The organism is Pseudohongiella nitratireducens (assembly GCF_001642735.1).
Lineage (GTDB): Bacteria > Pseudomonadota > Gammaproteobacteria > Pseudomonadales > Pseudohongiellaceae > Pseudohongiella > Pseudohongiella nitratireducens.
Genome location: NZ_LWHM01000034.1, coordinates 285,932 through 311,252 on the forward strand (window position 1 = coordinate 285,932; position 25,321 = coordinate 311,252).

The window sequence follows — 25,321 nt, forward strand, 5'->3', positions numbered from 1 at the left end:
TAAGATAGAATAACGTGTCACTAACCATCAGGTAAGTCACTAATGAGCAATAACCGCGTTACTCAGCTGAAAGTCGCCAAGAATGAAAAAGAGCAAACCGTCGAACCCGAGATGGAAGCACCATATGACGGTTGCCCGGCCATTGACGAGAATATCGATTTGGATAGCAGCGACTATTATCTGAATCGTGAGCTGAGCTACTTCCAGTTCAATTTGCGGGTGCTCGACCAGGCCAGAAACCCCCAGCATCCGATAATGGAGCGGCTGACATTTTTGCTGATTTTCAGCTCAAATCTGGATGAATTTTACGAAATTCGCGTATCAGGATTGAAGAAACAGCTTGAAGGCGGCAGACAGCGCCCTGGGCCTGATGGTAAATACCCTCACGAAGTGCTGGCGGAACTACACGAGCAGACACATATTGCATTGCAGGAGCAGTATCGCATCCTGAATGAAGAGTTACTGCCTGCGCTGGCAGAACAGAATATTGCTTTTCTTCACCGCCATGAGTGGAACGAGAAGCTACGCAACTGGGCACAAACTTATTTTCATAATGAAGTCTTGCCAGTGATCAGCCCACTGGGCCTGGATCCGGCTCACCCCTTCCCTCGCCTGGTTAACAAAAGTCTCAACTTCATCCTGTCTCTCGAAGGCAAGGATGCATTTGGCCGGGAAAGCGGACTGGCCATCGTACCAGCACCAAGAGCTCTACCACGGCTTATCAAAGTGCCTGCGCATATCATGCCTGACGGCGACAACTTCGTCTTTCTCTCTTCCGTTATTCATGCACACGTGGAAGAATTTTTCCCGGGCATGCAAGTCAAAGAGTGCCACCAGTTTCGGGTGACGCGAAACTCTGATCTGGAAATGACCAATGTAGAAGTGGAGGATGTTGCCAGCGCACTTCAGGGTGAACTGCACTTGCGACGTTATGGTGCGGCCGTAAAACTGGAAGTCGGTGCTGGTTGTCCTGAACAGTTGACCAACTTTCTGCTGCAACGATTCAACCTGTCGGAGGCCGAATTGTTTCGTCTTGACGGACCGGTGAACCTGCAGCGCCTGATGGCATTGCAAGGGATGATCCATCGGCCTGACTTGCAGTTCCCACCATTCTCACCCGGTCTGCCTTCGGCACTTGAAGAAGGCAATTGCATATTCACGGCTGTCAAAAAAGAAGACCAGCTGTTACTTCACCCTTACCAGTCGTTTCTGCCCGTCATTGACTGGGTAAAACAGGCCGCCCGTGATCCGGGAGTCATCTCCATCAAGCAAACACTCTACCGGACCAATGAATCATCAGAACTTGTAGAGGCATTGTCCGAAGCTGCTCGAAAAGGTAAAGAGGTGACAGTTGTCATTGAGCTTCGAGCCAGGTTTGATGAAGAAGAAAACATCCAGTTTGCCAGCATTCTGCAGGAAGCCGGCGCCGTGGTTGTCTATGGTGTTATGGGTTACAAAACCCACGCTAAAATGTTGCTGATTGTCCGCCGCGAGCAAGGCCAGCTTAAACGGTACGCTCACCTGGGCACTGGCAACTATCACCGCAAAAACTCACTGGTTTACACAGATTACGGGTTATTGACCTGCGATGACGTGCTTTGCTCAGACGTGCATAAAGTTTTTCAGCAAATTACCGGGATGGGTAAAAAAATCTCTCCAGAACTGATCATGCATGCTCCTTTCCGCTTGCGAAAAGGCATCATCCAGTTAATCCAGCAAGAGAAAGAAGCTGCACTGGCCGGCAAGTCAGCCCGTATTGTGGCCAAGGTGAACTCACTGACGCATCAGGCAGTGATTCGTGAGCTGTACTGTGCCTCACAGTCCGGCGTGAAAATCGATCTGATTGTACGTGGCATCTGTTGCCTGAAACCGGGTGTGCCCGGCGTATCTGACAACATTCGTGTTGTTTCAACCATTGGCCGTTTCCTGGAGCACTCTCGTGTCTATTACTTTGAGAATGCTGAAAACCAGCTTTATTGCTCTAGTGCAGATTGGATGGAACGCAACCTGGACAGCCGCATAGAGGTGGCGTTCCCGATACTGAAGAAAAAGTGGAGCCAGCGAATCCTTGCCGAAATGGAATTACATTTACAGGATACAGTGCAAAGCTGGGAGCTTCAGCCTGACGGGCAGTATTTTAAAACCCAGGCACTGGATGGCAGTGATACGAACCAGGAAGGTGTGCAGATGATCCTGCTTAACTCGCTTTCAACACATGCAACGGTGCCTCGTTCCTGAGGCTACCTTCACGCATGTAGTACAACATCCCCTCACGAAGGGCTGCCGGGCTGAATGCCAATGTTTCAACATGAAATGCCTGCATGAAGCCCAGCAGTACTGACCACCCGGGCAAAACCAATTCACGACGAGACGGCTTGAGACCGGGTAATTCATATTCAGGATCTATTGCGGTACGTACCACGTCTCCCTGCAAAGATTGCAGCGTATCGAGACTAACACCTTCTGCTGATGAATTACCAGATTCCCGGGCGGTACAAATCTGGCTTAACATTTTCGCGGTACCGGATGAAGCTCTGACACTTAGCCAGCGCTTGCCACTCAGTTGCTCTGCAGCCTGACCAAACACCTGTCTGGCATCTTCGCTGGCAGCAGAAAGTTGTGCTGTTACACTGTGCGCATCGTGAGCAACATCGGCAAACCATTTATCCCGCCAACTGACACAACCGATTGGCAAACTGAATACAGCATCACGCTGCATGCCTCGCCCAATCACGACCTCGGTACTGCCACCACCGATATCAACCACTAACTGGCTTTCGGACAAAACAGGGAGCGCACTACTGACACCGGTATAAACCAGAGCGGCCTCTTCTTCACCGCTGACCACATCAATATCAATCCCCAGCTCAGCAGCTGCCGCTAAAAAATCAGCAGAATTTTTAGCAACGCGTAACGCATTAGTGCCAACAGCCCAGATATGCTTTACTGGGTGGGCCTCCATCGCAGCAGCAAAATCTTTTAAACAGGCCAGGCCTCGCTCAAACGCATCAGGCTGAATCAAACCGTTGCTCATCAAACCGGCGCCAAGCTGCACCTTCTCACTGAAACGTTCAACGATTTCATGTTTGCCATTTATCTGGCGGGCTATCAAGAGGTGAAAACTGTTAGATCCTAAGTCAATACAGGCGAACATGTCATTCTATTCTGGTACATTTCAATGAATTAAAGCATGGATGACATGTCTTCACCACCCCCTTTGTTTGACAGCAACATTTAACTCCCCGATCAAGCTGCTTATAATGTCGCCATTTGTGCCAGGATCAGCATGCAAAACCCATATTCTCGCCAGTTCCAGCTTCAGGCACTGTGTTTAGTCGCATTTGCCGTATTGATCACAAAACTTTTTCTGGGCTGGCGTCTGGAACTGTATAGTGACGAGATATTCTACTGGCAGGCCTCCCGCTTCCCGGCTATCGCTTATAGCGATCTGCCTTTCATGACAGCAATGCTGGCAGGTATTGGCAATGACCTGTTTGGCAACCATCCATTGGCAGTACGTAGTCTCTTTTTATGCCTCGGCAGCCTGTTACCCCTCCTGGTATATTGGCTGGCCCGCCCCTTAACCGGACCGCGCGCCATCGAATCGGCGCTGCTTTCTTTCTGCGTCCCTATGGTGGCGCTGATGGGATTACTCGCTGTACCGGATGTGCCAATGATTGTTTGCGGTCTGCTGTTTGTTGGTTTCCTCGAAAGAGCCACACGCCTCAACAGTAATCGATACTGGCTGCTCAGCGGTATTATGGTCGCCCTGGGCATGTGTACGCACTACCGTTTTATTGTTTACCCGGCATCGGCCTTTGTCTACATGACACTCACCAAAAGCCAATGGCATTACTGGCGACGCCCCGTATTCTGGCTGGCCGCAACGATAGCTGTCACTGGTCTTATTCCCACCATTGTTTTCAACCTCAGCAATGATCTGAGCGGCGTTGGTTATCACCTGAATGAAAGACACCCCTGGGCATTCCAGACAGACGGATTAATACAACCACTGATGCAGGCGGCTGTGGTAACACCACTGATGTTCATCATGGCCTGGCTAACGATGTTCTGGATGTATCTACAGGCCAGACAAGGTGATACTCGCGCCGGACTGATGCTCGCCTTCGCAGCAGGTCACATTCTGCTGTTTATGACGCTTGCCCCCTGGAGTGATACCACACGAACAACTGTCCACTGGCCGCTATCGGGTTACCTGCCAATTCTTGTCTATATGCCATCAGCGATGAGATGGCTCTATACTGAACTGACGAAGCGTTATTCGCTGTCAATTGCCAGCAAGACCACTGCATCAATACCCTTTACCGGCCTGATCGGCACTGCACTACTTTTAATTGGCCTGGGCTCCCAGGGCTTTAATGCCAGTCTGCAATCGATTGTTGGCACCGATGTGCTTTCCAACAAGATGGCCGGATGGCTGCCACTGAGCGATAAAATTGAGCAAATGAAAACCCGCGGTGTTATTGATGATGACACATTACTCGTGACTGACAATTACTACACCGCAGCCCAGATCGGGTTCCGGCAACCAGAGAGCACGGTATATACAACTGACCAGGATAAAACCATCCGCGACGGACGGGATACGCAGTACCGAATCTGGGAGCGTGATCTGAGCGCCCTGGCCGGACTGACAGATCAGAACGCTGTCTTTATCACCGAAGACAGTACACTCGATATCAACGAAAAAACTGCCGTCATGCAAGAGGCATGCAAGCTATTTGCTGACATCAATTATCTGGATTCACTCTGGCTTTACCAGGGCGACAAACGTTTCACGTTTTATCGTGCAAATCAGATAGGGGGAAATAATACTGACAGCCTTTGTCCATTGCCGGCGCTGGTCTGGCTGGACAATGTCGATGAGGGGGCAACGTTGTCAGGAACCTACCCGATTTCCGGCTGGGCAGTCGCACCTGAACTTGGGGTGGAACGCCTACTGGTGCAGTTAAATCGCCGCACGGCTGCTGAAGGCACTCGTAATATTGAGCGGGAGGATGTTGTTACGGCCATGAACGGCCAGTCAGACCCGGAGGCGCCACTACTGGGTTTTAGCATACCTCTGGATACCAGCGTTTATAGCAATGGTACTTACGAGTTATCGATTATTGTTGAACGTCCAACTGGTGAGCAGGAACTCACCAGTATTCGTCGAATCACAATTAGGAACTGAACGCGGAAAGTCATCGGGGCCACCCCTGTTCGATGGCCCCGATGTATTTATCCCAGCTTGAATTGGGACATCATTTCATCAAGTGAGCGCAGCATTTCATTGATCTCTCGCTGATACTGCTGACACTCCAGGTAGTCATCCGTGTTCAAGCGGCCGTCACCAGCAATTTTCACACTGCTCTTGGCAATACCATCTGTCACTTCGGACTGTTGACTAACGGCGCTGGCGATATCGCGGCTACGCTCTGTAATCAGAGCGACGGAACCCAGAACCGATTCGAGCAGCTCATTAGCAGAATTAGCGGTACCAACACATTCTTTGGAGAGTGACACGCCACCATCCATCGCCGTGACGATCTGGGCGGTATTGTCCTGCAGGTTCTGGATTATGGTATTGATCTCATGGGTTGAAGCCTGTGTTTTCTGAGCCAGGCTGCGAACTTCGTCCGCCACAACCGCAAAACCACGACCCTGTTCACCGGCTCGCGCCGCTTCAATCGCCGCATTCAGTGCCAACAGGTTGGTCTGTTCCGCGATACCCTGAATCACTTCCAGCACAGAGTGCACTTTTTCATTGTGATCGCGCATGTCGTGCACTTTCACCTGAATATCCGTCATCGAACCTGAAAGTTGTTCAACCGAGATGCGTGTTTTGGAAACCGCATCGGTCGCTTTTTCTGTGGCTGAGTTGGCTTCACTGGCTGCATCGACACTGGTTTGTGCACCATGAGCCACATCCGCCAGCGAAGAAGACAGTTCTGTGGTCGACGACGCCAACAGCTCTGTTTCTTCCAGCTGCGATGAAGACCGGCCAGCCGTTCTTTCAATCATCGAAGAAAAGTGTGTCGACTTTTCGGTGACATCAGCATTGGTCTGCAGGACCTGCCTGATGATATCTGACAGTTTAGACACGAAGGTGTTGAAGCTCTGCCCCATCTGGGAAATTTCATCTTCACCGTCGTCCTGCAGGCGCTGACTTAAATCTCCAGAACCCTGTGCGATGTCATGCATGTAAGCCCGAGCCCGCATCAATGGTTGTGTGATGGAGCGGGATAATGAATAGGCAAGAACAGCCAGCACCAGCAAAATGACAGCGACGATAGCGGCAGAACGCCCGGCCCAGCTATTGAACTGTGCATTGATATCTTCTTCATACAATCCATGAATAATTACCCAGCCCCAAGGCTCAAACTGCTTGGCGTAGATAGTTTTATTCTCTGACTCCGGGTGTGCCAGCGGGTCATCGGTATAAGTCAGCAACCGATAGCCAAACTCCTGCTCCGGGTGATAGGCATATTCAGCGAAACCGGTATAGCTGCTTCCGGTATATCGCTCAATAATCTCGGTCATGGTCGGAGCAGGCTCACGATAACCGCTTTGCTCCAGGCGCTCCGCTTCCGTCATGGTCACAGTCGAAGCCAGCGAGGCACGCACCTGCTGATCAGTATCCAGCGCGCTATCAACTCCGCGGAACGGGTGCGCCAGAATCTGGCCCAATCGATGATAAAGCAGTAAATAGTTTCGCTCACTGACCACTGTGTTGTTGATCAGGTAACGTCCTAGTCGCTTTGCTTCGCTATCAGTCATCTCACCGCTTTGTACCTGTTCATACAAACCCGAAAGGGCATCATGAACCATCTCTACCTGGCTGACACTGCTCTGTCGAAGCTCCTCGATGAACTGTCCCCTGGCCTGCCAAAGTAGCGAAACACTCAACCCAATGATTGACAGAACACTAATGGCAACTATAAAGCCTATGCGTGCGCGTATCGAAAATTTACTAAACATGTTTCTACCCGTCTTATGCCTTATCGCTGGATGGCTACGTTGCTGTTAAGCAACTTGTAATTATCGTATCCATAGTAACGGCGGAAAGGACGGAAACATTAGTGCTTTGTCTTGAAATTATGACAGTAGGGAATTAGTCTGGAGGCTGTATTCGTAGGTATTTCACATGTATCTTGAGCATTTCGGGTTTACATCCCCTCCTTTCCAGGACACACCAGACCAGTCTTTTTTCTGGCCACAGACTGGCGGTCATAACCTGTTTCAGCAGGTTGTTCATCATCTGCAAGACGGCACTCAACTTCAGGTCATTGTTGGGGAGCCGGGTCTGGGAAAGACCATGTTGTGCAGAAAACTGCTCAACAGTCTCCGTAGCCACCGCTCCCGCTATCAGGTTGTCTGTATGCCCTACCCCAAGTTGGCTCTGGATGACATTCTGCCCGCCAGGGAGCCGAAGAAAAGACAGCAGGTATTGATTATTGATGAAGCACAGGCACTGCCAATCATGACATTGCGGGCGATCATTGCTGCCATCGCAAGTAGCCACTCGCAACTGTCTGTGCTGCTGTTTGGGCAAACGGAGCTGCGCTATTTGCTGTCCGGCCCCATTAGTGAACAGATACAGAGCATCCAACATCGCTTTGTAACCCTGAAATCACTGGATGCGTCTGCGACGCAGCATTATGCCCATCACCGCATCGTCCAGGCGGGCGGCGATTTGCCCCGGGCTTTACCGGATAGCTGTCACTTACATTTACATAACCTGAGTCAGGGTGTTCCAAGAAAAATCAATTCATTAATGCGCAAAGCATTACTGCTTGCGGCCCAGGAACAAAGCCACCAGCTCACCTCACGGCATCTGAAAAATGCGGCCAGTCATGCCGTGTTTGCACGTCTTGTGGCAGAAAAACTGGTATAGTGACGCCACGCTCAAACGGACAGCAGGGTTAGTTAACTATGCCAGATTTTATATGGGAAACACTCCGCAAAGAGGCTCAGGACCTCATCACCCGGGAGCCCTTACTCGCCAGTCATGTGTTTGCATGCGTGCTAAGCCACCAGAGTTTATGTGCATCTCTAAGCTATCTGTTGGCGCATAAGATTGAAAATCACGTGATGTCGGCTGTGACATTACGAGAACTGTTTGAAAAAGCCTTTGAACGCGAACCGGAAATAGTACAGTTCGCCGCTTATGACATTCAGGCAGTGGTGACCCGTGATGCGGCAACCCGTGAGTATCTGCCCGTCATCCTGTACCTGAAAGGTTTTCAATCCATCCAGGTTCATCGGCTGGCACACTATCTATGGAAACAGGGACGCCGGGATTTAGCGCAATATCTGCAAAGCCGCAACTCAGAGGTGTTTGGCGTGGATATCCATCCGGCCTGCGTGATGGGCAAGGGAATCATGTTTGATCATGCCACCGGTATTGTCATTGGCGAAACCACTGTCATTGATGACGATGTCTCCATCATGCAGTCCGTCACATTGGGCGGAACCGGCAACGAAGAAGGTGATCGGCACCCAAAAATTCATTCGGGTGTACTGATTGCAGCAGGCGCCAAAGTACTGGGCAATATTGTTGTCGGCAGAAGTGCCAAAATCGGCGCCAACAGCGTGGTATTGAAAGACGTTCCACCCAACACGACGGTGGTAGGTGTACCGGCTCATAAAGTGGGACAACCTTGTAGCGACAACCCTTCCCACACCATGAACCAGTTAGTAGAGAGCGAATAACTGCCGTTGCGCTTACAGGTGCTCCTCGGCGTACGCGGCCAATGCGGATCTCGGCACGCCCTGGAGCTGCAGGTTTCCGCCATAAGCGAACTGTTTAAAACGTTCTGTCAGGTAGGTCAACCCAGAACTGACAGGCGTCAGATAAGGGGTGTCGATTTGCGCCAGATTACCTAGACAAATAACTTTTGAGCCGGTGCCTGCCCGGGTCACAATGGTTTTGATCTGGTGCGGCGTCAGGTTCTGTGACTCGTCAATCAGAATCAGACTGTGTTGAAAACTCCGGCCACGGATGTAATTCAGCGATTTAAACTGCAGCGGTACTTTAGACAGCACATAATCAATGCTGCTGGCACTGTTCTCATCGTCCCAGTGCAGGGCTTCCAGGTTATCAGTAATCGCACCGAGCCAGGGTTCCATTTTTTCCGCTTCGGTGCCTGGCAGGAACCCGATATCTTCATCCAGGCCCTGTGTGCTTCTGGTGGCAATAATCCGACGATATATTTTGGATGACAACGTCATTTCGATCGCTGCCGCCAGCGCCAGAATAGTCTTGCCTGACCCGGCTGAACCGGTCAGGTTGACCAGGTGAACATCGGGATCAAGAACCAGGTCCAATGCCATGGCCTGATACAGGTCTCTTGGCACCAGCCCCCAGGCCTCGCGATTGAGTAACTTGTTACGATCCAGATGCTTGATCACATAATGGTCTGGCTCAATCTGTGTGACCCGGCCAATAAAATCAGCATCATCATGTAAAAACTGATTCGGAAACAGTTCCTGTTTTAGTGATTCCCTTGGAATTCGGTGGAAAGTCTCCCCCTGGTGCGTCTGCTCAGTTTCAACATCAACCTGATGCTCCCAAAAACTGCCGGGAAAGTGAACATAGCCTTTATTAAGCTGGCCAATATCATCCAGCAACTGGTCGGTGTGATAATCCTGAGCATCAATGCCGCAGGCCCTTGCCTTTAAGCGCATGTTGATGTCTTTGGTGACCAATACCACTTTGCGCTTAGGGTGCTTCTGACTTAGTCCGACAACGGCGTTAAGAATTTTGTTGTCGTTCAGGTGCGGGGGCAATATTTCCGGGGTTTGGCTGGCATCACTCATCAACACTGACAAGTGACCGCTTTTTTCACCATCTGCGATGCGCTCGATGGCAACGCCTTTTTCAACATCCAGTGGTGCAGCCTTACCGAGAATCCGGTCTATTTCGCGAATCGCCTGGCGGCTGTCAGCCGCCACGGAGCCCCTGCCACTCTTCAGGCTATCCAGTTCCTCAAGAACCGTCATGGGGAGAACAACATGATGTTCGTCAAAGTTCCAGATTGCGGCGGGATCGTGTATCAGTACATTAGTATCGAGTACATAAAAAATCGATCGTATCGCCACGCTGAAACCTCTCGCTCAAGTCCCTGAAACAATTCTGACACTAAATTGTTGTCTTGACGCTAGTGTGACAGGAAGCTTGAATTGAGACAATTACAAAAATGTCACAGGAAAATGATGCACATGAAATGCTAAGGACAGCTAGCTACCGACGAGCTGAATCAATACCCCGGCAGCCACAGCGGAACCAATCACACCAGCCACGTTGGGCCCCATAGCATGCATCAGCAGGAAGTTATGTGGGTTGGCTTCTGTGCCTACTTTATTGGCAACCCTGGCAGCCATGGGAACGGCGGACACACCAGCAGCACCAATCAGTGGATTGATTTTACTGGCACTCAGCCGGTTCATCAGCTTGGCCATCAGGACACCTGAAGCGGTGCCAATCGCAAAGGCAACGATACCTAGCGCCAGAATACCCAGTGTGCTCAGGATCAGAAATTGATCAGCGACCAGCTTGGAGCCGACTGAAAGCCCAAGCAGGATAGTCACGATATTAATCAGGGTGTTCTGGGCCGTTTTAGTGAGACGATCGACCACACCGGACTCTTTCATCAAGTTACCTAGGCAAAACATGCCAAGTAATGGCGCCGCACTGGGTATAACCAATGCGACCAGCAGCAACAGTGTCAGGGGGAAAAGAATTTTCTCGCGCTGTGAAACAGGGCGCAGCTGCTTCATCTCGATCTTGCGCTCCTGCTCTGTGGTCAGAGCACGCATGATCGGGGGCTGGATCAGAGGCACCAGCGCCATGTAGGAGTATGCCGAAACGGCGATAGGCCCTAATAGCTCAGGAGCCAGGATACCGGCAACATATATTGCAGTCGGCCCATCAGCTCCGCCAATGATCCCGATAGCAGCAGCTTGTTGCAGACTGAAATCCAGAATACCGAAATCACTCAGCACCACCGCGCCGAGCACAGTGGCAAAAATGCCAAACTGGGCAGCAGCACCAAGTAACAGCGTTTTGGGGTTGGCCAGCAAAGGGCCGAAATCCGTAAGTGCACCAACGCCCAAAAAGATCAGCAGTGGGAAAACACCGGTACTCAGCCCCATATCGTAGAACTGCGCCAGCACACCATCACCAACAGCGATGTCTACACCGGGAATATTGGCAAGAATACCGCCAAAGCCAATAGGTAATAACAGCAACGGTTCGAACTTTTTAACAATGGCCAGGTAAAGCAATACCAGACCCACCAGTATCATAATGAACTGATCCAGGTGGATCTGATATATACCTGTGGCTTGCCACAGTTCGTTCAGTTGCGACATCCCCAGTTAACCCAAGGTAACCAGCGCATCTCCAGACTCAACCGCGTCGCCATCGCTGACATGTACAGACTGCACAGTGCCTTCACGATCACTTTTGATTTCGGTTTCCATCTTCATGGCTTCTACGACTAATAATACATCACCTTCTGACACCGACTCACCGGGTTTTACAAACACTTTGTGAACGATACCAGACAAAGGAGCGGCAATTGCTTGACCACCGGCGGCAGGTGCTGGCTCAGTGGCCTGAGCTGGCTGGGGGGCTGCCTGAGCAGGCTGTCCCTGTCCTGATGCGGCTGCTTGTTGCTTGACAGCCTCAAACTGGCTGACATCGCCGCCTTCGCTGACACGCACCAGATATGTTCGGCTGTCGACTTCTACCGTATAAACACCGCCTTGCTTGTTCTGGTTGCTTTCGGCTGCCTTAGTCTCTTTATCACTTTCTTTTTCGATTTCCGGCACAGGCTCAAATGCATCCGGATTATCGCGGTTCATAAAGAACTTCAGTGCTGTGTGCGGGAACAAGGCGTAAGACAAAGTATCATCGATTTCATTTTTGATCTCGAAGTCTTTCTCTTTAGACAGTGCCAGCAGATCTTCCTTGATGGAATCGAACTCCGGTTCCAGCAATTCAGCGGGGCGACAAGTAATCGGTTTACCACCAGCAAGCACGCGTTCTTGCAGTTCCTGGTTGACCTTAGCCGGTGTCGCACCGTATTCACCTTTCAAGACACCTTCTGTTTCCTTGGTAATCGTTTTGTATCGCTCACCACTGAGCACATTCAACACAGATTGCGTACCCACAATCTGAGAAGTCGGGGTCACCAGGGGAATGAAGCCCAGATCTTCACGAACACGCGGAATCTCTTCCAGCACTTCGTCCATACGATCCGTCGCTTTTTGCTCACGCAGCTGATTCTCGAGGTTGGTTAACATACCGCCAGGAACCTGAGCTACCAGGATTCGAGAATCGATGCCTTTCAGCGAGCCTTCAAATTTAGCGTACTTCATGCGAATTTCGCGGAAGTAAGACGCTATTTCCTCAAGCAGGACAATGTTCAGGCCAGTATCGCGTTCCGTTCCCTCAAGCATGGCCACCATGGTTTCTGTCGGCGTGTGGCCATAAGTCAGACTCATGGAAGAAATCGCTGTATCAAGGTTATCGATGCCTGCTTCCACTGCTTTGATGTAAGTCGCCGTAGAAAGACCGGTTGTGGCATGACACTGCATGTGAACAGGAATAGAAATGGTTTTCTTCAGGTTGCTGATCAATTCGTATGCGGTATATGGCGCTAGCAATCCGGCCATATCCTTAATACACAGCGAATCTGCCCCCATCTCTTCGATCTGCTTGGCCATATTCAGCCAGCTATCGAGCGTGTGTACAGGACTGACGGTATAAGACATCGTGCCCTGGGCGTGCTTTTCATGTTTCTTTACTGACCTGATCGCTGTTTCCAGGTTGCGCACATCATTCATGGCATCAAACACACGGAAGACGTCTACACCGTTAACGGCGGCACGTTCTACGAAACGATCAACGATATCATCAGCATAGTGACGATATCCGAGAATATTCTGACCACGAAACAGCATTTGCTGAGGCGTATTGGGCATCGCCTCTTTCAATTTTCTGATTCGCTCCCATGGGTCTTCGCCCAGGTAACGGATACAGGCATCAAACGTCGCCCCGCCCCAGGACTCAACTGCCCAGAATCCTACCTGATCGAGCTTTTCGGCGATTGGCAACATATCATCAAGCCGCATCCGCGTAGCCAGCAACGACTGGTGCGCATCACGCAAGATGACGTCTGTAATCGCCAATGGTTTTTTAGCATTGCTCATGGAACCTAACCCTTTTCAATTTCCTCTGGATGCCGGCACAACACAGCCCACCCGATGCTTTCGTGAGAAGTACTGACTCTCTCAATTCTCAGCTTTTCGAGTGCTGCTAGCGTTTGGAGTGGTGCAACCGGACTGCAGCGGTCACTGCCGCTACAACTTCGTTGTTTTCATCGGTGCCTAACTGACTGTCTGATCCTTGTCGTTTCTTATTCGCAGCCTTCCGGTCTGATTGCCGGTTTGACGTTTGATTGCTGCCATCCACTCCCACTGTCAGCGGAGAGAATTGGCGAACCAGCGACGACATTGCCCCTGTCAGGAACACCAGAACAATGAGAAAGATAAATACAAACCCCATTCCGAACAGGGCGAGATTCAATCCTTCCCAAAGTAAATCTGACATACAAAATAAGCCTAAGCTATTGTCGAAGGAGCAATCATACTAAATTCGCCGGTATTCCGCTAATTTCTGTGTAGTGACGCTACAAAGCGACTCTCCGGCCAGACAGAATGAAGACAGCATGAAAGGTGCGTTAAAACAGGCATTACCCGCCACAAATCCTGTAATTTGGCTACTCTGCACCTCAGTTTATCGGTATGATGCCTAAAAAATAATCACTATTGATTTTTTATCACCAACACTTTCTGGGGACTTTCACATATGTTGCAGCTCATTTTCGGCCTGGTACTTTTCCTGGGGATTCACTCCACACTGATTTTTGCTCCATCCATAAAATCAGCCGTTGTTGCACGCAGCGGAGCGCTGACCTGGCGGGCTATCTATTCGCTATTTGCCCTGGTCGGCCTGGTACTGATCATCTTGGGCTATGGTGCCAGCCGACAATCGCCTGTGATGGTCTGGGTACCACCGAGCGGTTTGTCTCACCTGGCTCTGTTGCTGACATTGCCTGCCTTTATTCTGCTGGCAGCAGCCTATGTGCCCAACAATCACATGAAAGCCAAAATGGGACATCCCATGTACCTGGCGATCAAAACCTGGGCCCTGGCTCATCTGCTGGCCAATGGCATGCTGGCTGACATCCTGCTATTTGGCACTTTCCTGGCCTGGGCGATTGCCGGATTCGCTGTTCGTCGCAAACAGGACCGCAAAGCAGGCACACAGTACCCTCAAGGCACAATGGGTGGCAACATCACCACTGTACTAGTCGGCATCGTAGGCTGGGCCGTTTTTGCCTTCTACCTGCACGCCCTGTTGATTGGCGTCAACCCCATGCCTATGTAATCATCGTCACTGCACGCGCTATACCGTGGACAAATGTCCTGCCCCGGACTAGAACCGGAAGGTATAGCGCAGTTTGACGGCGATATCGGATGATGCTGATTCAAAGCGGTTATCTTTATCGATATCCTGCATATTATGATTAAGTACGATAAACGCTTCCTGGCCCGCTTTAGGGATCCACTGCAGACGGGTATTGATGCCAATCTCTTCAGACAAGTTGTCATATTGAACCAGGCTGACCCAGTAGAGTGTTGAGGAGAACGCCACTTGCGTGGAAACACTGCTCAGACGGGTAATAAAATCGCCTTGCGGCAGAGAAATGTCGTTCCAGTCATAATCAATTGACATCACAAAATAACGCGACTGGTTCCAGCTAATGGAGGCCCCGACATTTTGTCGGTCACCACCATAAAAATCACCCCGCAAGTAGCTGAAGCTACCTGAAATCGGTCGCTGACCACCTGTACGCAGCTCAACCTCCTGCTCGTCGAACTTGTAGTCACCCGGCGTCACAGCGACTTGACGGCTGGGTGAGCGGTATAAGGTAAACGAGCTTCTTACCACTTCTCGGTTTTTTCTGTAGCTCAGCGAAACGCTATCTCGGGTAGTTGTTTCCAGCTCCAGCAGACGGAAAGCAAAGACCTCGCTTTGCAAACCACCATCTATCTCATCAACACGCTGACCATCAATACCGAAAAACGCACTTTGTAAAAAAGAGTCATCGAAAAAGTGGGTATAACCTACATCGGCAGTGGTATCCCTGACGTTACTGCGGTTAACGTAACCCATAGCAGGGTAGAAATTGCGCTGCACTTCTTTAAAACCAATGCGCCCTCTGAAACCAGTGCTACTCGGGTAACGCAAACCAAAACCGTAGGAAGCATCATCGCCTACCAACCCCGGTGTATCGGACCGCTGATACCAGAGATCCGCTTCCAGTGAGTTACCGCCTGGCAAGGTGTTATTCAGGTAACTGAAATCGGCACCGTAAACACTGTTATCCCGATCAGAGCCAGGATCACCCTTGGTCACAATAAACCCGACATTGGAGTTACTGAGAATATTTGCTGACAGGCGAGAAACAAACAGGTCAGATGCATCAACATTTTGCGTCTCATCCTGACGGATAGCCAGAGTACCGATATTCCAGCGCCCAACCCGACCACTTACCCGGCCACCGTATTCGATATCAACTGGCTGACCGTTACTACTCAAACCAATTTTCCTGGAGAAGTAAGGGCGGGCATTCTCCCGACTGGCACCTGATGTCGCATTATTGCCACGGGCCATGCCACTGATGTTACCGAACTGAAACAGGTCTGAGTCATTCAGGAAGAAATCACGTTTCTCGGGAAAGAACAGATTAAAACGAGACAGGTTAACCTGTCGGTTATCCACCTCAGTCGCCGAAAAATCAGTATTAACGGTAAGTGCTGCATTCAGTGAAGGTGTCAGACGGTAGAAGGCATCGAGTGATGGCTCAACGTTGGTCTCTTCCATGTTTGGGTCGTACTGACGTGACTGGTTAATGGCAAGCGAAGGCACAATATCCAGACCCAGCCCTGTATCGAGCCCTGTCAGCCCGGTGACCTGTCCTGAAATACTGGGGTTGTAAGTGCGGTTCTGCGAAACCCAGGCAATTTCTTCACCGCGTCGACGAATGGCCCGACCAAAATTAAAGCCCCAGGTATCAATCTCCGGGTCAAAAGGTATCGATTTAAATGGTATTTCGATCTCTGCCACCCAGGCGTTACCATCTACGTTTGCGGCAACATCCCAGATCGTATTCCAGTCAATGGAGAACGAAGTCGTCGAGGTGTAAAGAGAGTCGTGCCGGGCGGCATTCAGGTTGGTTTCAAAGCGATAACCAGCCCGCTGCGTATTAAATGGATCCAGAATGACAACCAGACGATCATCTGAGGGCATGCCCTGGCCGTGCCGGATAACCGGCGCTGCAATGAGGTCCGGCTCGCTGTCATACATTCGCGCTGCAATATACAAGGCGTCATCATCGTAGAGCACATAGACTTCAGTTTCTTCGGAAGGCTCAACACCGTCACCCGGTCGTGACTGATGGAAATCTGTGATGACTTCTGCCTGCTGCCAGATAGGATCACTCAAATCACCGTCTATCATCGGCGGCGTGTCCACTCTGACTGCCCGCACCTGTTTCATGGCACTATGATCCGCCACTTCCTCCTGGGCAGAAACCAGCGGAGCCACAGATGAGAACAACAAGGCGAAACCAAACAGATAACGCTTCGACATGAAAACCTCAATTTGTATTGTTATGAAATCACGTTCAGCCAGAGTGGCTGGTTAGCAGAACGGCCAGTCGAATATGTAGCGAATATCTCAGCACAAATCTCACAGCATTTGTAATATATCGTAACAAGGTATACACCACACAAGGTCATTCCGGCACATAGACCCAGCCTTCCATCAAGGTTCTGGCGCTGCGACTCATACTGACAGAGTTCGCCTGCCATTGACCGCCCTGCTCCTCGACGTCGGCCCCAACTGTCAGTGTGCCAGATGGGTGACCAAAACAGACCTCAGAACTGGCTCCGCCTGCAGCCTGGCTGACCAGTGTGCCCGGAATCGCGGCGGCACAGGCAATCGCCACTGCGGCTGTGCCCATCATGGCGTGATGAAGTTTTCCCATCGACATCGCTCTGACCTGCAGATCAATTTGGTCTGCAATAATGCCTCGGCCACTGGACGTGACATAGTCGGTGGCTGGAGAAACAAAGGCGATTTTGGGCGTATGCTGTCGTTGCCTGGCTTCGCTTTCTGCGCTGATCAAGCCCATTTTGACAGCGGCCTGCGCTCGCAGCTTTTCCAGAAATGACAACATTTGCTGGTCCTGATTAATGTCATTCTGATTTTCTGTCCCAGTGAGGCCAATATCGCCAGCATTCACAAATGCTGTGGGAATGCCTGCGTTGATAAAGGTTGCCGGGATGGCATTGCCTCCAGGCAAACTTAGCGTATCCACTGGATTTCCTGTAGGGAATACCCCCTGCGCAGCGCTTGCACTTTCATCAGCTGAAGCCGGATCCAGGAAGTCCAATTGCACTTCTGCTGCAGGAAATGTCACACCATCAAGAACAAAATCGCCTGACTCTTGTACTTGACCATCCTGTACAGGCACATGGGCGACTATCGTCTTTTGAATGTTGCATTGCCAGACTCGTACGGAGACCGTGCCATTTTCTGGTAATGAACGATTGCTCAGCAGCCCCTTGTTGATGGCAAACCCACCGACAGCAGCCGATAAATTTCCACAATTTCCACTCCAGTCAACAAAGGCCTCTTCGATGGCAACCTGAGCAAATCGGTAATTGATATCGTGATTTTTCTGATCACCAGGAGAGATCAGTACGACTTTACTGGTACTGGAGCTTCCCCCGCCCATACCGTCCATCTGTTTGCCATAGGGGTCAGGGCTGCCAACCAAACGCAACAAAAACTGATCCAGTGCCTTGGGATCAGACTGCAAGGCAGCAGGCAAAGCACTTTCCAGGATAAACACACCTTTACTGGTGCCGCCTCGCATATAAGTCGCTGGAACTTTGTAGATCATGATTCGCTTACCTTATTTATTCTATAGAGCCAGGCAAACTCAACTGGCCAGAAACTCGTTGGCAAAACGTTGCAAAATACCACCTGCTTTATACACCTCAACGTCTTCATGACTATCCAGGCGACATCGAACGGGCACTGACAGTGCTTCACCATTTCGCCTTTTAATATGTAACTGCAAATCCGAATCGGGTGCCGGCTCGCCCTCTATCGTATAAGTTTCGCTACCATCTAAACGCAGTGTTTTTCTCGTATCGCCAGCACTGAACTGAACGGGTAATACCCCCATACCAACCAGGTTAGTACGATGAATCCGTTCGAATCCTTCAGCGACAATCGCTTCTACACCCGCCAGCCGTACACCCTTGGCCGCCCAGTCCCTTGAAGAACCCTGACCGTAGTCAGCTCCGGCTATGATGATGAGAGGCTGACTGGCTTTCGCATAGTGCTGAATAGCATCCCAGAAACGCACAACCTTGCCCTCTGGTTCAACACGAGTGAGAGAGCCTTGCCTGACTTCGCCATCAATGACAGCCATTTCATTGATCAGCTTGGGGTTTGCAAAGGTTGCTCGCTGAGCCGTGAGATGGTCACCGCGGTGGGTCGCATAGGAATTAAAATCTTCCTCCTCAACCCCCATGCTCAACAGGTATTCGCCTGCGGCACTGTCTGCAAGAATCGCATTGGAGGGTGAGATGTGATCAGTGGTGATGTTATCGCCAAGTACCGCCAGGGCGACCATGTTTTTAAGCGAGGGGGCCTTGGCCAATGCGCCTTCCCAATACGGAGGACGACGAATATAGGTCGATTGCGGCCGCCACTCATACAGAGGTGCTGTATCAACGTTATCCTGATTCCCGCTACGAAACATGGGGTCATAAACACGTTTGAACTGTTCCGGTTTCACGGCTGTAGTCAGCGTTTGCTGGATCTCATCCTCACTGGGCCAGATGTCTTTCAGGTATACCGGTTTCCCTTCACTGTATCCAAGAATATCTTTCTCTATGTCAAAACGGATTGAGCCAGCGATTGCGTACGCAACCACCAGTGGCGGCGAAGCCAGAAATGCCTGCTTCGCCAGTGGATGAATACGGCCATCGAAGTTGCGATTACCTGACAGCACTGCGGCGGCATACAAGTCACGCTCTTTGACTTCCTTGGCAATATGACTGTCCAGTGCACCCGACATACCATTGCAGGTAGTGCAGGCAAAGCCGACGATCCCGAAGCCCAGCGCCTCCAGATCTTTAAGCAGGCCCGACTCCTGGAGGTAGGCCTCAACCACTTTCGAACCGGGCGCCAGTGAGGTTTTGACCCAGGGTTTTCGCTGCAGCCCCAGTTTCACCGCATTTTTTGCCAACAGACCCGCCGTCAGCACACTTTTTGGATTACTGGTATTGGTACAACTGGTAATGGCGGCAATAATCAGCGCGCCATCGGGCATACTGCCCTCACTTTGATCATAGGCAGAGGCAATGCCACGCTGGTTCAGCTCATTGACGGGTAATTTGGCGTGAGGTCTTGATGGCCCCGCCATGGTTCGCTGCACGGACGTCAAATCAAACTGTAATTGCCGATGATATTCGGCATCAGTCAGTGCGTCAGCCCATAACCCGGTTGCTTTTGCATAAGTCTCTACCAGTGACACCTGCTGCTCGTCACGCCCGGTCAGTTGCAAATACGAGAGTGTTTGTTCATCGATATGAAACATGGCAGCGGTGGCCCCATACTCAGGTGCCATATTCGAGATTGTTGCCCTGTCACCCAAGGTCAAGGATCTGGCGCCTTCTCCGACAAATTCTAGATAGGCGCCAACCACTTTCTGCTCACGCAGAAATGCGGTCAGGGACAGTACCAGGTCTGTTGCTGTAATACCCGGTTGCAACTTGCCTGAGAGTTCAACAGCGACCGTTTCCGGGCAACGAAGCCAGGAAGCACGCCCCAGCATAACATTCTCGGCTTCGAGTCCTCCCACACCTACGGCTATGACACCTAAGGCATCAACATGAGGTGTATGGCTGTCTGTTCCAACACAGGTATCTGGATAGGCCAGCCCGGATTTCCAGGTAATAACCGGTGACATTTTCTCAAGATTAATCTGATGCATAATGCCATTACCTGGAGGAATGACGTCTACATTTTCAAAAGCAGTTCGGCACCATTCAATAAAATGGAAACGATCAGCATTGCGCCTTTCTTCTATTTCCCGGTTCTGATCAAAGGCATTATCAACATAGCCACCACACTCCACAGCCAGAGAATGATCCACTATGAGTTGTACAGGGACTACAGGATTGACTTGAGTTGGATCGCCACCTTTTTCGGCAATGGCATCCCTGAGACCGGCAAGGTCAACCAGCGCAGTCTGCCCCAATATGTCATGGCAAACAACGCGTGATGGGAACCAGGGGAAATCACGATCCTTTTTACGGTGAATGAGCTGTTCCAGATAGGCCCGTTGCTCTTTCCCCTCTGTACAGCGTACGATATTTTCAGCAAATATTCTGAGCACATAAGGCATGCGTTGGTAGCTGCCTGGGACGATGTCATTCACCACCGCGCAGGTATCGTGGTACTGAACAACACTGCCGTTCATCTCAATGTTGGGCAATATTCTTAGACTATTTTGGGTGCTAGTGGCCGTATTCATGATCTTTCACTGATCGGCTGAACGCGACGAGGAGCCTCGCCAACATACTCTGCACTGGGTCGGATAATACGATTATCTGCGCGCTGCTCCATGACGTGAGCCGCCCAACCTGTGACGCGACTCATGACAAATATCGGGGTAAACAGCTTGGTCGGAATGCCCATAAAATGATAAGCCGAGGCATGAAAGAAATCGGCATTACAGAATAATCGTTTTTCACGCCACATCACCTCTTCACAACGTACTGAAACAGGGTACAGCGCTGAGTCACCCACGTCGTCGGCCAGTTTTTCAGACCACCCTTTAATAATTTCGTTTCGGGGATCCGACTCACTGTAGATCGCGTGACCGAACCCCATGATCTTTTCTTTGCGTTCAAGCATGCCAAGCATTTCTCGCTCGGCATGATCCGGGCCATTAAATTTGGCAATCATATCCATGGCTGCTTCATTAGCGCCGCCATGCAACGGACCGCGCAAGGAGCCGATGGCCCCAGTGATACAGCTATGCATGTCTGACAACGTTGAGGCACATACCCTGGCAGTAAATGTAGACGCGTTAAACTCATGTTCAGCATAGAGTATCAACGATACATTCATAACCGTTTCATGTAGTGCTTTCGGAGTTTCGTCGTGAAGCATGTGCAGAAAGTGAGCACCGATTGACCCATCGTCAGTGTTCTCATCAATTCTCACCCCGTCATGATTGTAACGATACCAATAACAGATAATTGATGGGAAAATGGCCAGCAGACGGTCAGCAGCATCTTCCTGGTCCGAAAAATCCAGTTCAGTTTCGAGATTTCCAAGCATGGAGCACCCAGTGCGCATGACATCCATGGGGTGTGCGTTGGCCGGGATGTTCTCGAGCGCAGATTTCAGCTCACCGGGTAAACGGCGAAGAGACTTTAATTTGGATTTATAAGCGAGCAGTTCGTCACGAGTGGGTAATTTGCCTTTAAGAATCAGATATGCGACTTCTTCGAACTCACAATGCTCCACCAGGTCTTTGATGTCATAGCCTCTATACGTCAGACCAGAACCTGAAACGCCGACGGTAGATAACGCTGTCTTACCTGCAACCTGTCCACGTAGACCTGCACCTGTTAATGGCTTTGTGCTACCCATATTAGTTCTCCCGTAATGACACTAACTCGCGTATTGAAAACCGCGTATTGCGCGTATTGAAAGTTGTGTATTGAAAGTCGCGTACTAATTTTTGATGGTATGGCTAGTCCTTGTCGCCCGACAAAATCCTGTCAAGCTCATCTTCATAGCGATAATAATCAATTCGATCGTACAGCTCTTTGCGCGTCTGCATGGTATCAACGACATTTTTTTGTGTACCCTCTTTACGAATGGCTTCATAGACCTTTTCCGCTGCCTTGTTCATGGCTCGGAACGCAGACAGGGGATACAACACGACCGAGATACCTGCGCCTTTTAGCTCATCGACGGTGAAAAGTGGGGTCGCCCCAAACTCTGTGATATTTGCCAGCACTGGAACACTCAATGCGTCTGTAAACTTCTGATACATGTCGAGTGAAGTAATCGCTTCCGGGAATATCATATCGGCACCGGCTTCAACACAAGCCATGGCCCGCTCAAGGGCGGCATCCAGGCCATCAACTGCCAGCGCATCTGTTCTCGCCATTATCACGAAGTCGGGATCAATTTTTGCGTCAACAGCCGCCTTGATCCGGTCCACCATTTCTTGTTGGCTGACAATTTCTTTATTGGGACGATGACCACAACGCTTGGCGCCTACCTGGTCCTCGATGTGCAAGCCAGCCGCACCTGCTTTATCCAGAGAACGAACTGTGCGTGCAATATTAAATGCACTGGCACCGAACCCCGTATCGGCATCAACCAGTAAAGGCAGATCACAAACATCAGTAATGCGCCTGACATCAATGAGAACGTCTTCCAGTCCGGCAATGCCCAGGTCTGGCAGTCCAAGGGAACCCGCTGATACACCACCACCAGAGAGGTAAATCGCTCGATAACCGGCTCTTTTAGCCAATAGCGCATGGTTAGCGTTTATCGCGCCGATAAGTTGCAGTGGTGATTCGGCCTCGACAGCCTGACGCAGTCGTTTGCCCGGCGATGCTGTGCTCATATCAGTACCTCATATCTATGAAAGAGCCGATTAAATGAACCGGCTCATAATAGATTCGATTGTATACAAATACGATTACAGTGTCGCTGCAACAACCCAATAGACCCGTGGAATATCTACGCTTTCGTCTTTCGAGTACAGAACGCCATGCACTCCAGTAATTTAAACCGTATTTTTGGGCAATTCTTGGTCATTTTATCGACTTTTCTTCGATTATTTACTCTCTCTTTGTAGCGAAATCTAGTATCATACGCCCCTGAATTTTTCACATAACCAGACATCCACCTTTTTGAGCAGCAAAATGACCGATTTATCCAAATATAGAAACATAGGTATCTTCGCCCACGTTGATGCCGGAAAGACCACAACCACAGAACGAATTCTTAAACTGACCGGTAAAATCCATAAAGCCGGAGAGACACATGACGGCGAGTCCACCACGGACTTCATGGATCAGGAGAAAGAGCGCGGGATCACCATCCAGTCCGCTGCGACCACCTGTTTCTGGAAAGATCATCGCCTGAATATCATCGATACCCCTGGGCACGTTGATTTTACCGTCGAAGTATATCGCTCACTGAAAGTACTGGATGGCGGTGTTGGCGTATTTTGCGGTTCCGGCGGCGTAGAGCCCCAGTCAGAGACCAACTGGCGTTATGCCAATGAATCTGAAGTAGCGCGCATCATCTTTATCAACAAGCTGGACCGTGTTGGTGCCGACTTCCTGAGAGTCGTTGGTCAGGTCGAAGATATTCTCGCCGCGAAACCCCTGGTCATGGTATTGCCGATTGGTGCCGAAGACGAGTTCACTGGTATCGTTGACCTGCTGACTCGCAAAGCACACGTGTGGCCTGACCCAAGCAACCCTTACGAGTTTGAAATTCGCGATGTCCCTGAAGACATGGTAGATCAGGTAGAAGAATGGCGGGAAAAGCTGATCGAAACTGCTGTTGAGCAAGATGACGATCTGATGGAAGCCTATCTGGAAGGCGAAGAGCCCTCCATCGATGACATCAAGCGCTGTATCCGCAAGGGCACCATCGCCCTGGACTTCTTCCCGACTTATTGCGGTTCCGCGTTCAAGGATAAAGGTGTTCAGCTGGTTCTGGACGCAATCGTTGATTTCCTGCCTGACCCAACCCAGGTTGATGCTCAGGAACTGATGAGTGAAGAAGGTGAACCTACAGGTGAAGTCGCCAAGGTTGATGCCAGTGAGCCGTTCCGCGCCCTGGCGTTCAAGATCATGGATGACCGCTACGGCGCCCTGACCTTCGTTCGCGTTTATTCGGGCAAGATCAACAAAGGCGACACCATCCTGAATTCATTTACCGGCAAGACTGAGCGCGTTGGCCGCATGGTAGAGATGCACGCCAATGACCGTAATGAAATCGGGAGCGCTCAGGCAGGTGACATCTTTGCCATTGTCGGTATGAAGAATGTGCAAACGGGCCATACCCTCTGCAGCACCAACCACCCCTGCACACTGGAACCTATGGTCTTCCCGGAACCGGTTATTTCTATTGCAGTAGCACCAAAAGACAAGAGCAGCGTTGAGAAGATGAGCATCGCGATCGGCAAGATGGTCGCAGAAGATCCTTCCTTCCAGGTCGAGACAGACGAAGATTCCGGCGAAACCATCCTCAAAGGGATGGGCGAACTTCACCTCGACATCAAGGTCGACATCCTGAAGCGTACTTATGGTGTTGAACTGGAAGTGGGTGCACCGCAGGTTGCTTACCGTGAAACCATCACTCAGCAAGTTGAAGACAGCTACACTCACAAGAAGCAGTCTGGTGGTTCAGGTCAGTTCGGTAAGATCGACTACCGTATCAAGCCCGGCGAGCCAGGTAGTGGTTTTGCGTTCACCTCAACCGTTGTTGGTGGTAACGTACCCAAAGAATTCTTCCCGGCTATCGAGAAGGGCTTCCAGAGCATGATGGAAGAAGGCCCAATCGCCGGCTTCCCGGTACTGGATATCGAGGTCGAACTCTTCGATGGTGGCTTCCACGCCGTGGACTCCTCCGCCATCGCATTTGAGATTGCCGCCAAGGGCGCTTACCGACAGTCAATGCCTAAAGCGTCGCCTCAGCTGATCGAACCCATCATGAGTGTTGACGTCTTCACACCTGAAGATCACGTCGGTGATGTAATCGGCGATCTGAACCGTCGCCGCGGTATGATCAAGGATCAGATGTCAGGCCCCACAGGCGTTCGCATCAAGGCCGAGGTACCTCTGGCGGAAATGTTCGGTTACATTGGTCACCTGCGAACAATGACGTCCGGTCGTGGCCAGTTCTCCATGTCATTCGCACATTACCTGCCATGCCCACAGTCGGTCTCTGATGCTGTAGTTGAAGCAGAAAAAGAAAGACAGGCGAAAAAGGCTAGCTAAGCATCGTCTAGAATGACGAAGGCCCCGATAGAGTCATTTTATCGGGGCCTTTTTTGTGCCTGAAATAATTGCCCGTGGACAGGCCTGTTTACTACTTTTTGACTACGAGCAAACC

The 25,321-nt window shown here is 50.7% G+C and carries 17 protein-coding genes; 6 read left to right on the top strand and 11 right to left on the bottom strand.

Going from position 1 to position 25,321, the window contains the following annotated elements; genetic code table 11:
• Positions 1–42: 42 nt before the first annotated feature.
• On the top strand, positions 43–2,238 hold the full coding sequence (ppk1, locus tag PSCS_RS15290) for a polyphosphate kinase 1 (protein WP_229694625.1): 2,196 nt from the start codon (positions 43–45) through the stop codon (positions 2,236–2,238).
• Here the strand turns inward: ppk1 and PSCS_RS15295 are convergent.
• Complete coding sequence (locus PSCS_RS15295; RefSeq protein WP_068813202.1) at positions 2,198–3,154, bottom strand: Ppx/GppA family phosphatase; 957 nt, start codon at positions 3,152–3,154, stop codon at positions 2,198–2,200. The genes ppk1 and PSCS_RS15295 overlap by 41 nt on opposite strands.
• A 132-nt stretch (positions 3,155–3,286) precedes the next feature.
• On the opposite strand from PSCS_RS15295, the gene PSCS_RS15300 reads away from it, so the two are divergent.
• Positions 3,287–5,194 carry an ArnT family glycosyltransferase gene (locus tag PSCS_RS15300; protein WP_068813204.1) on the top strand — a complete coding sequence of 636 codons (1,908 nt, stop codon included), beginning with the start codon at positions 3,287–3,289 and terminating at the stop codon, positions 5,192–5,194.
• 47 nt (positions 5,195–5,241) lie between these two features.
• Here the strand turns inward: PSCS_RS15300 and PSCS_RS15305 are convergent, their stop codons facing one another.
• Complete coding sequence (locus tag PSCS_RS15305; protein WP_068813206.1) at positions 5,242–6,981, bottom strand: methyl-accepting chemotaxis protein; 1,740 nt, start codon at positions 6,979–6,981, stop codon at positions 5,242–5,244.
• 166 nt (positions 6,982–7,147) lie between these two features.
• On the opposite strand from PSCS_RS15305, the gene PSCS_RS15310 reads away from it, so the two are divergent.
• Both PSCS_RS15310 and cysE read left to right on the top strand, forming a co-directional pair.
• Positions 7,148–7,897: an ExeA family protein gene (locus PSCS_RS15310; protein WP_068813208.1), complete on the top strand. Its 750-nt coding sequence runs from the start codon at positions 7,148–7,150 to the stop codon at positions 7,895–7,897.
• A 38-nt stretch (positions 7,898–7,935) separates the two neighbouring features.
• A complete protein-coding gene (cysE, locus tag PSCS_RS15315; RefSeq protein WP_068813210.1) occupies positions 7,936–8,715 on the top strand; it encodes a serine O-acetyltransferase in 780 nt (259 codons plus the stop codon).
• Positions 8,716–8,727: 12 nt separating this feature from the next.
• Here the strand turns inward: cysE and PSCS_RS15320 are convergent, their stop codons facing one another.
• The 4 genes from PSCS_RS15320 to PSCS_RS15335 all read right to left on the bottom strand — a co-directional run bounded on the left by PSCS_RS15320 (position 8,728) and on the right by PSCS_RS15335 (position 13,621).
• Entirely contained in the window at positions 8,728–10,104 is a 1,377-nt protein-coding gene (locus tag PSCS_RS15320) for a PhoH family protein (protein WP_068813211.1), read from the bottom strand.
• A 138-nt stretch (positions 10,105–10,242) separates the two neighbouring features.
• The gene (locus PSCS_RS15325; RefSeq protein WP_068813213.1) at positions 10,243–11,376 is read right to left on the bottom strand and encodes a sodium ion-translocating decarboxylase subunit beta; all 1,134 of its coding nucleotides are present in this window, start codon (positions 11,374–11,376) and stop codon (positions 10,243–10,245) included.
• Positions 11,377–11,382: 6 nt separating this feature from the next.
• On the bottom strand, positions 11,383–13,221 hold the full coding sequence (oadA, locus tag PSCS_RS15330; RefSeq protein WP_068813215.1) for a sodium-extruding oxaloacetate decarboxylase subunit alpha: 1,839 nt from the start codon (positions 13,219–13,221) through the stop codon (positions 11,383–11,385).
• A gap of 106 nt (positions 13,222–13,327) precedes the next feature.
• Complete coding sequence (locus PSCS_RS15335) at positions 13,328–13,621, bottom strand: OadG family protein (RefSeq protein WP_082866780.1); 294 nt, start codon at positions 13,619–13,621, stop codon at positions 13,328–13,330.
• A gap of 258 nt (positions 13,622–13,879) precedes the next feature.
• Here PSCS_RS15335 and PSCS_RS15340 point away from each other — a divergent pair, with 258 nt between their 5' ends.
• Positions 13,880–14,461, top strand: a complete 582-nt coding sequence (locus PSCS_RS15340) for an NnrU family protein (RefSeq protein ID WP_068813219.1) — start codon at positions 13,880–13,882, stop codon at positions 14,459–14,461.
• 48 nt (positions 14,462–14,509) lie between these two features.
• Here PSCS_RS15340 and PSCS_RS15345 read toward each other — a convergent pair whose 3' ends face one another.
• The 5 genes from PSCS_RS15345 to prpB all read right to left on the bottom strand — a co-directional run bounded on the left by PSCS_RS15345 (position 14,510) and on the right by prpB (position 22,814).
• Positions 14,510–16,729, bottom strand: a complete 2,220-nt coding sequence (locus PSCS_RS15345; protein WP_068813221.1) for a sugar-binding protein — start codon at positions 16,727–16,729, stop codon at positions 14,510–14,512.
• A gap of 145 nt (positions 16,730–16,874) precedes the next feature.
• Positions 16,875–18,047, bottom strand: a complete 1,173-nt coding sequence (prpF, locus tag PSCS_RS15350) for a 2-methylaconitate cis-trans isomerase PrpF (protein WP_068813223.1) — start codon at positions 18,045–18,047, stop codon at positions 16,875–16,877.
• A 39-nt stretch (positions 18,048–18,086) separates the two neighbouring features.
• On the bottom strand, positions 18,087–20,696 hold the full coding sequence (gene acnD / locus PSCS_RS15355) for a Fe/S-dependent 2-methylisocitrate dehydratase AcnD (RefSeq protein ID WP_068813225.1): 2,610 nt from the start codon (positions 20,694–20,696) through the stop codon (positions 18,087–18,089).
• The gene (gene prpC / locus PSCS_RS15360) at positions 20,693–21,823 is read right to left on the bottom strand and encodes a bifunctional 2-methylcitrate synthase/citrate synthase (RefSeq protein ID WP_068813227.1); all 1,131 of its coding nucleotides are present in this window, start codon (positions 21,821–21,823) and stop codon (positions 20,693–20,695) included. Before prpC ends, acnD begins: the two co-directional genes overlap by 4 nt.
• Positions 21,824–21,926: 103 nt before the next feature.
• Entirely contained in the window at positions 21,927–22,814 is an 888-nt protein-coding gene (gene prpB / locus PSCS_RS15365; RefSeq protein ID WP_068813229.1) for a methylisocitrate lyase, read from the bottom strand.
• 301 nt (positions 22,815–23,115) lie between these two features.
• Between prpB and fusA the strand changes: the two genes are divergently transcribed.
• The gene (gene fusA / locus PSCS_RS15370) at positions 23,116–25,206 is read left to right on the top strand and encodes an elongation factor G (RefSeq protein WP_068813231.1); all 2,091 of its coding nucleotides are present in this window, start codon (positions 23,116–23,118) and stop codon (positions 25,204–25,206) included.
• The last annotated feature ends 115 nt before the right edge of the window (positions 25,207–25,321 follow it).